The sequence below is a fragment of the Spirosoma koreense genome, assembly GCF_054777875.1.
In genome coordinates, this window is the sequence record NZ_BAAHAC010000009.1 from 65,609 (window position 1) to 78,589 (window position 12,981).

A 12,981-nucleotide genomic window follows, 5' to 3' on the forward strand; every position below is an offset into this window, starting at 1 on the left:
GGTGAGTTTATTCAGCGAATTATCGATAATTCGCTGAATAAACTCACCCAATTTACACGCTGCTGATGGGTATCAGAACACTTAAGGTATTTACTTCAGCACCGCCATCACCGCATCATCACCCGTAACGGCATAGGTCGGTCGTGGATGTTCGGCATTGAAAACCTGCAAGTCCGTCGAAGGGAGTACCGTATTGGGACTTTCGTCGATCTGCCCGTCTTTGAGAACGCGGTTCAGGTCGAGCTTCAGGTACTTCGCCAGAAAGCGGTAAGCTGCCATACGCTTGCTGGGGCCATAATCGTGGCCTTCCGTAGGCAGATGCACATTTTCGAGACGATCCGTTGCGCCGTAATAGTTGTAGATGTTCCGAATGTAAGGGAATTCAACGTCGGGCGTGTTTTTCGTCCAGTCTTTTCCGTCGGATACGAGCAGCATAGGCCGGGGAGCGGCCAGCGCAGCAATTTCTACGTTGCTGGTCTGGTGCGTCGGGCGCTTGTGGATGGGCATACCGCTTTCGCAGGTGCAGCCGCCAAAGAAATGAGCGGACACCATGACGACCGGCACCGACACCTTCACGCGGGTGTCCAGCGCTGTCAGCAGAAACGTTTGTGTGCCGCCACCCGATTCGCCCGAAACTCCAATTCGGTTGGCGTCGATATCGGGCAGACTGGTTAGGAAATCCAGCGCCCGGATGCTGTTCAGCGTCTGTAGTTTTAAGGCTTCGGGTAATTTGTGGGTGCTTTGCTGCGAGTCGCCGTAGCCGATCATGTCGTAGGCGAATACGGTAGCGCCCAGGCGTGCCAGGGTTGCACACCGCTGTTGCGTATATTCCATCAGGCGGTTATCCTGCTTAGCGCCGTGGCCGTGTGTGCATAAAATGCCCGCTGTTTTTCCCGCCGGATTCAATGGGCGGTACAGGTTACCCGTCACAAAAATACCCGGTAGACTTTCAAACGCTACATTCTCAACGGTATACCCGCTCATCTTCTTCAGACTATGCCGGATCGGTTTTAACGGCGCAAAGGCAGGCTTTTCGGGCAGCTTCATGCCATCGCGGATACCTTTTCGGATCATAGCCGCCCGGGTTTCCCAGGTCACTTTGTCATGATAGGTTCCGGCAAAGGTGCGCAGGGCTTCGGCTCCCTGGGCTTCTGTGAAATAGGCACCCTGGCATAAATCGGGCCGGTCGGGATTCGGCTGCGCAAAAACAGCGGCCGTGCCTAACACACAACTGATCAACAAAGTGTTTCGGAGACTCATGAGTTATAGACTGTCGTTTCGATGTGGCTATTATTCGGAGGTTTTTTCGAGTTCGGGCAGTGTCCAGGCTTTTGTCCGGCTGTTGGTTTGCTCGCGTATTTTTCTGACGTCGTCCGGTTGCACAAACGGTTTGAAATTTCGCCGTTTCAGCACTTCCGGCGGGATTCCACCACTCGCTGGCCGGGGTGCACTGGAAGGCGGACTGGGTGGAAAATTGCCGGTATATCCGAATTCGTAGCGGATGTAACTGAGTACCGACGCAATCCATTCGTCGTTGTTGGCACTCATGGACGGCATAACGTCTGGGTATGTTTTTTCATCGACGGGGCCTGATAAGCCGTTCAGCAGTATTTTAATGAGCACATCCTGATCGCCGACGATGCGTTTGGAACCGAACAGGGGAGGAGCTACCATGCTGGTTCCACCGATGGCCAGGCCTTTTCCGTCGGGCCCATGACAGCTGGCACAAAGTGTTTTAAACGTATTGGCCCCCGCCAGAACCTTAGTCCGGTCGGCCGCTTCGAGCCGGCCCAAACGCAACCCGTACGTTTTTACATCATCGTTTTTGAGCAGGCTTTTCTGAGTACTTGCCAGCATTTCGATGCCTGCATTCTGAGCGAGAATCTCATCGGCCAACGCTTTGGCTTTAGCTGACTTACTCTGGTGCAGCGACAGAACCAATTGGGTCCGAACATCATAATTCGGATCATCTTTCAGAGTTCGTAGCTGATCGATCATTGAGTTGTCGTCCTGTTTCAGGTACCGCTCGCCGATCCAGACAGCCGCTCGCCGAAGTTGCGGGTCGTTGTCTTTCATAACCGAAGCCAGCAAATCCTTATCGATGGCGTCCAGTCCTTCCAGCGTCCATAAAGCGTGCAGACGTCCCAGGGCCGATGTTTTAGGCTTTTGGCCCAGCGCCATAGCTTTTAACGACGGCACAACCGACTGATCGCCCAGAATGACCAGTTGTTTCTGCGCATTGTCGCGCCACCAGCCGTTAGGATGGTCCAGATACGAAACCAGTTTACTGCCGGGTTCGTCTAACAGGTGCGGCTTCGGGCCGGGTTTCATGCCATCGTAGACCAACCGGTAGATGCGGCCATGCTGAATGTTTTTGTCCAGACCCAACCGCTGAATTTGTGGACGGAGGTAGCTATCCTTCGGTGTCCACTGCGACTCCTGAATGATGCCTCGGTTCATGTCGACAATGTAAAGGCAGCCGTCGGGCCCGGTGTAGGTATTGACCGGCCGAAAATTCATGTCCGTCGAGGCAATGAATTCCTGCTGTTTATAAGCGTTTTCGAGGGTAAGCTTGCCGTTCGTATTGATCACCTTAGCCCGGCGGATGATCCGGGCCACGGGCTCACCGATGAGATAATCACCGACCAGATCGGCCGGGAGTTTATCGCCCCGAAAAATAGACTGACCGTTGCTGGCCGTGAAATGATTGAGTGTGCTGTCGGGAAGCCGCAGCCGGCGTAAACCACCCTGAATATCAGGCGTCCGGATAATAGGCCAGACCGCGCTAAACTCTTCACTGTACTGATCCGGAAATTCCAGGGCTCCGTATACGGGATTGATCTGGAAGCCCGACGCCGGTATTTCGCCACCGGCTCTTGAAAAAAATAGTCGTCCGTAGTTGTCGTGGGTCAGTCCCCACTGGCCGTTCGAGCCGCTGGTCAATGAATCCACTTTCAGCGTGCCTTTGCTGTACCGAAACCGGACCGGGTCGACCGTTACGTAAATCCAGTTGTCGAGGTTCCAGTCCAGTCCGCTCCGCTGGTGTTCCAGATTGCCGGGTGCTTTCTTGCCGAGTTGATAAAGTGGCTTTTTAGCGTCGGCCACTCCATCGCCATTGGTATCCTTATAGCTCCAGATGTCGTACGTATCGGTTTCATTAACCAATAGCTCATGATCGACGCAGAGGATCATCCGGGGCAAAAGCAGCTTGTCGATAAACACCGAGCTCTTGTCCATCCGACCGTCGTTGTCGGTGTCTTCAAGCAGCATGATTCGGCTCACGGGATCGTGTTCGTGCGAGCCATCGACATCCTGCATATAGGTGTCCATTTCGGCGACGTACATTTTTGCATTACCGTCCCAGGCAATCGCTACAGGCTCTTTGATCATTGGATCGCTGGCGACCAGCTCCATATGATACCCCTTAGGTACTCTGAACGAACGCAGGCTCTGTTCGGGCGTCAGTTGGGCAGGGGATGGGTTGTCAGTAAATGCAGGAACCGTATCACTACCCATCTGTCGGGTAGCAGTACGGTCGGATGTCGAGCTAGGCGTTGGAACGACTTTACAGGTAACAACCAGCGCAGAGAAGGCAAGGAGTCCCGGTAGCCAGAATTGACGTTTCATAAACAAGAGTTTAGCTAACATCAAAAGAGTGCTTCGTCAAACTCTTACTCACGAAAGGTATTATGGTTTCGACCCGTTTTGAGTCAATTTTGAAGCGGGCTTAAAACTGATGATATTGAGCTGGTCTGCATCGAATTCTGTCTATAATGCGCAGAACGAAAACGATACTTCATCGGCTCGCACTTTGCAGAAAAGCAGCAATTTCCATGCCCCAGGCAATGCCGATGTGAATGAGCAAACCGCCCCAGATACTCCGCGTACTTAAAGCAAGTACACCCAGCAGATAGCCTCCGGCCAGCGACGAAACGGCTTCGCCCAGCGGCCGGCCGAAATGAATCGAGCAGTACCAGACAACCATAGGCAATACCGCGCCCGGACCCAGTACACGACTCATTCCGATTACCAGAAAGCCCCGAAACAATAACTCCGTTGGTACGAAATCCCAGCCATAACAGAGTTCATAAACCAAGGCCGTTATCCACTCGGGTACGCCGAAGAACTCATTTGCGTTGGTATCCCGATAGGTTGGGTACGATGCGAGAAAATCGGGCTGAAAGGAGGCCAGCGTAATCAGCGGTATCATAAGCGCCAGCAGCAGAGCATAAAGAGCGAGGCCTTTGCGTTTGGGAGCCATGCCGTAAAAATGACTCGGATACGGGTCGATGAATTTATAGAAAAGATACAGCGGGACTACAATGGTCAGCACTGATTGCAGATTGTGCAGACAGTAATACACAAAGGCATAAATCTGACCATCAAAAAGGTTTAGACTCCATTCGTAGTCTGCATAGAACCCGGCGTAAAGCGAGTAACAAACCAGGGCCAGGCCACTTCGCAGCCAGAATTCACGACTTCGCCAGATGTCTGACCGGTGGTGAAAATAAGTCCAGAGCCAGACGCTCACATAGTAAGCGGTAGCGTATAAACCGAAATAAAGTACGGCCCAGACCGGCTGTTGCCGAAAGGCATCGATGTACGCATCTTCGAGGTCGAGCGAGAAGTTGATAGCAAGCAGAAAAGCGGCCCAAAGCGCAGTCGCGAGGTAAAGGTCCAGGCGGAAATCGGTACGGAAATGGGCGCGCAGGTCGTGCCAGAAGGCTTTCACTAAAAATATGTGCTAGTGTGAGAGAAAAGCTTACTGTCCAATTCCTGCTTCATTCAGCATGTCGTCTAATTCGTTATCAGAAATGGTATCACGTTGGGCTTTGTCATAAAGCGCCAACAAGTAAATTGTCTGATTTATAATTTTGACGCACGTAATTACCCGTCCACCACCTCGCTTGCCTTTTCCCTTTGACGAAATAGCCAAGCGAATTTTGTAACAGTCTTTGCCTAATGGTGTACCCTGAGTCGGATTACTTTTTAATTGATCTCTGAACAGGATTAAGTCGGCCAATAATGATTTATGTTTCTTGGCTAGTTTACGAACATCTCGCTCAAATTTATCAGTAACCTCAATCTTGTAACTCATCCAGTAACTGGTCGAAGGATTTCAACTTTATTTTGCCTTCCTGATGAAGTTCGACCTGTTCTAACGATTGTTTTAAGTCGTCTATCCATTCCTGTTGCTCAAGCGTGAACGGGCTCTTATTTGGCCTGTCGGATGGCTCAGCTTTAAATTTCAGATTATGTACCAGTTCCAGAAAGAAATCAACTTTATTATCTGGTACTCTTACCAAAATATCCATCTGATTGTGCATTTGTTATGACAAAATAAACAGAAATCAGAACCCTTCTTTCTCCGCTTCCTTGTCTTTTTTCTTCTCCTCTTTCTTTTTCTCTTCTTTGACAACCTTCTGCCCCGGTTGTAATTTGGGCTTGGGTGCCGGTTTCGCTTTGGTTTTGTACTGATCCAGGTATCGGTCGACAAACAACGTTTTTTCGTCAACGGTAGCCGGTACGATATCAATGGTGGCTTTCCCCGAATTCTTGACCGCCACTAACTGATCGTTGATATCCTGCTCGGAACTGATAATCGCCAGCTGACCGGTTGAGGTTGGTGTACTGCCCGGCTTATAATCATAAAATACCCACATCTCGGGTGACGATTCCAGATAAATGCTGACCTCATCGCCGTTGTCGGTCTTCCGAATTTCCACAAAGCCGTCCATCTGGGCATTGATATCGGTACCAGTCATGTTCGACACGCCCAACTGGCCAGTGCTGTAGAAGGTATTGAACTTCGTAGACCAGCGCAGGTTGGCATTGGACAGCACCAGCATGGCATTGAGCTTTGGTGAAGCCTGACTTAACGATACGTGCTGATTCTGCGCTTTCAGCCGGTAAGCGTCTACGGCCTGCGCGCCGATCAGCGGTGTCAGCTTATCCGATAGCCGGTTCAGGTCATCATCGGCCGGTTCGTCGTTTTTCTCCTCCTGGTTTGCCTTCACAACTTTGTCGCCGATGCTTTTGACGATCGGCTCGGGTACCGGGAAGGCGAACGCCAGCAGGGTATTGAATCGGTACTGCGTGCTGTCGATGTTGATCCGCGCCGATCCGGCCGACAACAGGTACTCGTTCGGAGCGGCCCGCATCAGATTCATTTTCCCTTTGAAAGTCATCAGCCCGCGGGCATCGTTGAAGGTAAATGCATTTTCGACCTCTTCGACGATAGCCGCATTGGCCACCGCAGCGATCCGGGCCGCGCTGTCTACTTTGGCCACGCTGTCGGTGCTGGCCACGCTGGTTACTCCAGCCGTACTGTCTATTTTGGCTACACTGGTTGCCTTAACGCTGTCGGTAGCCGTAGTGGCTGGAGTGGCAGGCGTTTCTTCCGACTGGCTGGAAGCCAGATCACTAGCCGATGAGGCAATGCGATACACCTTGTCTTTTTCGTCGTAGCGCATAATGCCTGTTGCCGTAAACAGGTCGTCGTCTTTCGGATCTTCTTTAGGCGACAGAAAGGTCGGGTAGAGCCCAGCGTTGCCTAGTCGGAAATGAATACCGGCTACCAGCGGTTGCCCACCTTCGTTCTTCAGGTTTTTATCGACTTTAATCTCCAGCCGCTCGGCTACTTTTTCTTTAAATGGAATCCAGCCGCCTACCAGATCTGGTCGTTTTTTCAGAGCGGGTTTTATGAAGCCATCCATCGCCAGATCGGGCTGGGGCGCCTGCATGGTAACCGTACCCTTATACAGCATTTTTGGAGCCAGCTGAAGGTTGTCGTTTTCGTCGACCTCCGCGCGGGCCACCGTAAAATAGGTCATTGCGGGTTGCGAAGCGCTCTTCCGACTGCGGCCCGGTTTTTTCGTGTCGGCCGTCAGGACACTGGATGCCGGTGCTGGCGCTTCTTTCAGCTCGAAGCTACCCATTTTGATGCTGGCGGTGTCGCCTTTGGCTGTTGCAAACTGGTAGGTAGCGTCGCCGGTAAACCGTGTTCTCGACAGCACCTGAATGTTTCCGTTTTTAAGCCGGTGAAACAGACTGATCGTGTCCAGTTCCAGCTTTGCGTTTTTCAGCGCCATCATTTCGCCGTTTCGCTTGATGCTCACCAGACCCTTATCCGGATAAATCCGGGCATCGGCCGAGGTCACGTAAGGAACACCGCTGATGTTGAGCGTCATTTTCTCGACGTCGTATAAGGCTCCAGAACCATTGAAAGTCAGCCCTTCCTGCTCTTCGGCCGTGGCGGTGAACGTAGACGTTTTTACGTCGCCCTTCATCGCGATGGTTTTAGCGTTGATATTCCACTGTGCCTTGCTGATGCTGGTTTTGTAGGCCGCCGAAGGAAACTCCAGACTCGACTGAACCGTGTCGGTAAGGCTGGTATTTTTATTGATCGACAAACCAACGAGTCCTTTGACCTGGTTGAAATCGACGTCGATGGCCGTTCCCAGCAGCATAGGCTTTGCAACTGCAGCGGTTCCGTTTACCACTTTGTCGGACAATACCTTAAACTGAGCATTGTCGGCCATAAAACCCTCTTTGTTGAATTTAATGCTGGCTGAAATAACCTCGGCGTCTTTCCGGCGTAACGTACCATTCCCGAACAGACCCGACGACCGCAGGACCAAATCGCCATCGAGGTTAGTTGTGGCTCCGTAAAAATTGAACGTCTTCTTTTGGGTGGTAATGAGCATGCTATCGGCTTTAGGCCACCATTTCAGCGCATAATTGTTCAACTGAACCTGCGGGAAATACACCTGCGAAGCGCCCGGCTTGCCCGTCAATCCCTCTCTGATTTCGCCTTTCTCGCCCGTTGCAACGAGTGAATCGGTCATGAACAGCATGCCTTTTGCATTCAGGCTCGCCGTCAGGTGGTTCAGTACCCCATCGGCGTGCAGACCGCTCTTGTCCATGACCAGATCGCCGACGAATTTAACGTTGGAGGGCGATGCCCCTTTCTGATTGCCATAGATCGGATAACCCGTTGCCGGAGCCTTATGAACAAAGCCCAGGGTATTGTCGGGCATGGTTTTGAGTTCGGCTTTGAACGGCGGGAAAATACCGTCGGAATGGAAGGTGCCCACAAACGCGATATCGCCTTTCCCCAGGCTATCGTTATCGACAGCTGGGATTTTGAAGTACACTTTCTGGTTGTAAATTTTATCACCCCGGCTGGGCTGGTTGAAATAAACCGTCATCCCCTCCGGCATAACCAGGCGCTGGGTCGATTTCTTACCCGCGATTCGCCCCGATTTGTTATCCGAACTGCTGAGGTAGACCGTCCCCGGATTTTCGTACTTGATGTCGCCCCCCATTTCAGCCTCTTGTCCCTGAGCGGCCAGTTTCTGCGACGAGAACGTAATCGAGTCGATCTTGTTGAGGCTCATCGCGAACTTGTCGTAATCGAATTTGAGGTCGCGGCCCGCGTACCGAAGCGTACCGGCTTTGAGCTGGCCATTCAGTGTAAAAGCCCGTCCTTTGCCAACACGCAGGGTTTTGTCGGACGGAATGGCAAAAATCTTCAGCGAATCGGAAAGCGTAAATCGCTCGACGCCCCGAATCGTCAACAGTTTATCCTCCAGGTTGATGGTTGCGTTCTTTACGCTGTCTGTCGAGGGGAAAATCGATTGCACCTGGAAATTGTCGTAGTCGCGCTTCTGCACGTTAGCCAGCACGTAGAGCGTCCCTTTGCGGCTCAGGCGCAGCATTTTCGTATTCTGGTCCCGATCGAGATAACCTTCCAGCACCATTCGGTTCAGGGCCCCACGCAACGCCACTGGGCTTACTTTATTGACTTTGGCAAAGTCGATGATGTCGTCGTCGAGAAAAGTCGGCTGCTTTTTCGTAGCTACGTAATTGGCCACAATCTGCAGCGGGTGAAAGCCGTAATCGACGGTTAGGTCGGTGTACCGTTGCGGGTGGAAATAATCGAACGACTCGAAGCGAACCGGTACTTCCTGCTTGGCACCCACCTGATAAAAATCGACCTTTCGGCGTGGAAGGTCCCAGCGAACAACTTCAGGAAGAATATAAAATTTATGGTACGAATCGGCGTAGGGCACTCGGGCGTAATCGGTTCGCAGCTCGCGATCGAGCCAGGCAACGTGCTGATTCTTGTCATACCGGAACTTGACGGATGGGTGAGTTACCGAATCGGTGTCGACATACCCCACAAACGCGGCTGAACTGGCAGAAATAACCGACTTGGCCGAATTCCCGGAATTGAAACCGCCGGTTTGCTGTAAGCCCGTCGAGTCCGTAGCGATGTTGCCATTACTGAAATCGAATCGGCGGCTGCTGGCTTTGAAAGCGGGCTTGCCGTTGTATTTAACGATCAATTGCGCCGGTTGTCCGCTGGCCGAAGCGCCGACCATTTGCGTTCCTGACAGCGCCAGGCCGCCCCGGTACTCAACGTCTGGCCCCAGATCGGGTAGCTTCACGTCGTTTTGCCACGACATAAAGCGTGGATACGTAATGGGGCCACCTTTTTTCTTGCTGACATATTCGAATACGCCTTTGATGGGTTTTGCAGCCGCTCCTGTCGGGTTGGTGTAGGTCAGGATTACGTCATCGGCCTGTAGCCGTGGACTCATGGTTGTTAGGGCGTACTCGCTCAGGGTCACGAAAATATCGGGCCGCCCGGCCGTTGCCCAGGTAAACTTGCCTCCGTTCCCCACAAAAAACCCGTCTTTTAGCATTAAATCCCCGCTGGTATTCTCCAGAATCGCCGAATCGCCGTTGGCAACGATCGCTAGCGACGCATCTTTCAGGGTAATAACGGCACCAGCGACCGATGGGAGCGGCCGACGCTGCGGGACATACTGAACTCCGAGCGGGCGGGCCTGGGTCGAATCGGCCGCGGGTGTATCCCAGCCATCGAAACGGGAGCGTTCGGCCGATGCCTTCGCCGACGCCACGGAGTCGGCCGTCGATTGCGCAGTGCCAGACTGGCTCATGGGCTGTGTTCCTTCTACGTATCGAAACTGAAAAGTGCCCCCTGCCGCATACAGCTTGTTATAATTGCTGGCGTATAGTTCGTGTCGTTCCGTAAACCGACGGGCAATCTCCATACTCCGGGCCAGCCCTTTCGGGTCATTGGCCTCGAAGAGTTTTTCGGCAATGGTCAACAGCCCGTCGATGTTGGCCGGAGCAGCCGGCTGTTGCTGCGTGGTATTGTAAAGCGCTTCATAGAAAGGCGCAAAATAGGTAGCCGCCTGAAGTCGCTTTTGGTTCATCTTCCGGCTAATCGACATTACCCGCTCTTGTTGCTGAGCCGACAGCCGGTTTTCAGACCAGACCGTTTGCAGATTCGTACCGGCCCGAATAGCCCCCGGCCCGCCCGTTGCCATTAATTTCTGCACGTCAGCCATGAACTGATCCGGTTTATCGGAAATCCGGACTGCCTGCCCAAACGTTGCTGGAAGGGTCAGCAAACAGAGTAAGAGGGTATTGTAGATGCGTTTCATTACGTATTTGTTGCGAAAAGTGTTGTCAGCGCGGTTGGCGTTGTGCCATCGGCTGATTTCTGGAACACGAGCGATGTCCACTCGTGAACAGACATGCCTTGTATGGGCGTGAGCCCCGCGTCGACCGCTTTCTGTTGAATATCCGGCGCGTCCTGTTGATAGAAACCGCTAACGACCAGGTAACCGTCTGTACTCAGCAAATCCGTATAAATCGGGATTTCCCGCATGAGTACGTTGCGGTTGATATTCGCCAGCACGATGTCGAAAATGGCAGGTGTCCAATCGAACGTTGCAGTTGGTGGATTCAGATCGTCGATGGTTCCCTGAAACAGTGTAATCTGCGGGCAATTGTTCAGTTCGGCGTTTTCGCGGGCATTCTCAACAGCCCACTCCTCAATATCGAACGCCAGCACCGCTTTTGCTCCCATTTTGGCTGCCAGTATGGCCAGGATACCCGTTCCACTGCCCACATCGAGTACATTTTTTCCGGCGAAATCAAGACCGAGCTGCTGCTCCAGCATCATGGCCGTGGTTTCGTGGTGGCCGGTTCCAAACGACATTTTAGGATCGATGACGATGTCGTAACGAAACGGGCCCGGGTCGCCCGGGCGGTCCATTGTATGGAAGGACGCCCGGACCCGGACCTGGTTTGCCACTTCAATCGGCTCATAATTCCGCTCCCACTCGGCGTTCCAGTTCCGTTTTTCTAACGAACTGACTTCGTAGGCTATTGCGGTCTGGTCGGCGTATTTAGCAATGATTTGTTGCAGGGTTTCTTCATTGAAATCTGACTCGACTATGTAGGCATTCAATCCCTCGTCAGTTTCAATAAAGGAGTCGAAGCCTACTTCGGCTAGTTCGGCGGTAAGAATATCGGTGTAATCGGGCGACAGGCGCAGTTGTAACTCAATATAATTCATACCTCAAAGTAACGAAAAAGGGTAAGCCAATAGGCTTACCCATAGCAGAAAGTAATTATTGTGGCTTATTTAAAGTGTCCCGTTTCGCATTTTTTTGAGCGACTCTTCGAGCGAAGTAACCAAAGGTGTATTGCGTTCCTTCTCTTTCCTGACGGCTTTTTCCTGCCATTCGAGGGCTTCCTGTTTACGCCCCAGCCTATACAGAATATGCGCATACGTATCCAGCAAACTGCCATCTTTCCGGTATTCGAGCGACCGCTTCGACCAGCTTAGGGCTTTGTTAAGGTAAACCGAATCGCGGGTCATATCCTGAAAATCCCAGGCGGCCTGGTTCAGGGCAGAGACATACCGTTGTGTATTAGGATTCGGTACGAACGTGAACGTTCCCGATCGCAGATTCGGCTTTCCGTTATGGGTACCGGTAGGAACGGGCATCTCACCCCGCATCCGGCGCTGGTTGTCCAGTTCGTCCAGCTTCTGAATCGAGTCGACCCGTGCTGCCATAAACTGAGTATCGTAGTAATGGGATGCCGATCGTAGGTACTGAAGCGTATCTTCGATACCCCGATAATAGCGCATAAGTACCCATTCACTGGCCGCCATTCCTGCTTTGTAATCATTTTGATACGTGCGTTGCCGGAAAATGGCCGTAAGTCTTGCCAACGGCATGTTCTTTTCCTTGATGGCCTTCCGTAACGAGTTGTTGACGATTCGGTTATTGAGTTCGACCGCTTTGTTCCAGCCAACCGCTTTGTACAGGCTGTCTACGAGGGAATAGTTCGACCGAAACACCAAGTCGGCTTTGCTGCTCACCACTGGTCCCTGCTCGAAAATAAACCGTAACAGGTTCGCCGATTGCAACGAATCGGTCGGTAAATGCCCGACGTATTCATCCAGCAACTCACCAACCGACAAGCCCATTTCCCGACGTCTTTCAATGTAACTACGCATGAATGCCGACGACCGGTCGCCTTTTGTATACGCTTCTGTCATAACTTTCAGGGGACGCTCCCGATTTCTAACAATGGCTTCTTCCGCTTTTTCCAGGTAAGCGCGGTCAAAGCTGGTAGTGCCACAGTAGCGGGCCAGCGGGTTCTCATCGGTGTCTAGATAGATGGAGGACGGCATGCATTCGACTTCCAGTTGGTCGGCCAGTTGTTTGCCCATACCGGTACTCCCATCCACTCGCCAACTGATAAAGTTTAACGAGAATTTATCATGCATGAGCGGACTGTTGAAAGCTACCGATGCAACAGCTGCGCACCCTCCGCACTTTGGCGTGTCGAAGTGGAGGAACAGCAATTTCTTCTGTTTTTTGGCTTTTTTTACCGCGTCGGCCCAGGTGCCTTGCTCAAAAACAATACCTTGCGCGTGTAGGAAACCTGTTATAAAGAAAGGCAGGAAGCAGGATAGGAAACGGATCGATTTCATACGTTGTCAATTCGGGAATGGTCGGGAAAATTAGAAAAATGCTAGAGCCAAATCAATAGGGTTTCAGCTTCAGGATAAGCGCTTATTTTCCAGCTATTATTACTTATCGCCGGTTTTAGCTGTTTCTGACCAAGCGCTTTACCCACTTATCA

8 protein-coding genes are annotated in these 12,981 nt (G+C 52.1%); all 8 read right to left on the reverse strand.

Annotated features, from left to right (window positions below):
* Window positions 1-90 precede the first annotated feature (90 nt).
* Entirely contained in the window at window positions 91-1,260 is a 1,170-nt protein-coding gene (locus ACYVC2_RS11220; protein ID WP_461102514.1) for an alpha/beta hydrolase, read from the reverse strand.
* A 30-nt stretch (window positions 1,261-1,290) separates the two neighbouring features.
* Complete coding sequence (locus ACYVC2_RS11225) at window positions 1,291-3,627, reverse strand: DUF7133 domain-containing protein (protein WP_461102515.1); 2,337 nt, start codon at window positions 3,625-3,627, stop codon at window positions 1,291-1,293.
* Window positions 3,628-3,796: 169 nt separating this feature from the next.
* Window positions 3,797-4,732: a CPBP family intramembrane glutamic endopeptidase gene (locus ACYVC2_RS11230; RefSeq protein ID WP_461102516.1), complete on the reverse strand. Its 936-nt coding sequence runs from the start codon at window positions 4,730-4,732 to the stop codon at window positions 3,797-3,799.
* Between the two features lie 30 nt (window positions 4,733-4,762).
* The gene (locus tag ACYVC2_RS11235; protein WP_461102517.1) at window positions 4,763-5,098 is read right to left on the reverse strand and encodes a type II toxin-antitoxin system RelE family toxin; all 336 of its coding nucleotides are present in this window, start codon (window positions 5,096-5,098) and stop codon (window positions 4,763-4,765) included.
* Complete coding sequence (locus tag ACYVC2_RS11240; protein WP_461102518.1) at window positions 5,082-5,315, reverse strand: hypothetical protein; 234 nt, start codon at window positions 5,313-5,315, stop codon at window positions 5,082-5,084. The genes ACYVC2_RS11235 and ACYVC2_RS11240 overlap by 17 nt, the downstream gene beginning before the upstream one ends.
* A 36-nt stretch (window positions 5,316-5,351) precedes the next feature.
* Entirely contained in the window at window positions 5,352-10,478 is a 5,127-nt protein-coding gene (locus tag ACYVC2_RS11245) for a hypothetical protein (RefSeq protein ID WP_461102519.1), read from the reverse strand.
* Window positions 10,478-11,398: a 50S ribosomal protein L11 methyltransferase gene (gene prmA / locus ACYVC2_RS11250; protein ID WP_461102520.1), complete on the reverse strand. Its 921-nt coding sequence runs from the start codon at window positions 11,396-11,398 to the stop codon at window positions 10,478-10,480. Before prmA ends, ACYVC2_RS11245 begins: the two co-directional genes overlap by 1 nt.
* Before the next feature lie 69 nt (window positions 11,399-11,467).
* Entirely contained in the window at window positions 11,468-12,829 is a 1,362-nt protein-coding gene (locus ACYVC2_RS11255; RefSeq protein ID WP_461102521.1) for a thioredoxin family protein, read from the reverse strand.
* Window positions 12,830-12,981 lie beyond the last annotated feature (152 nt).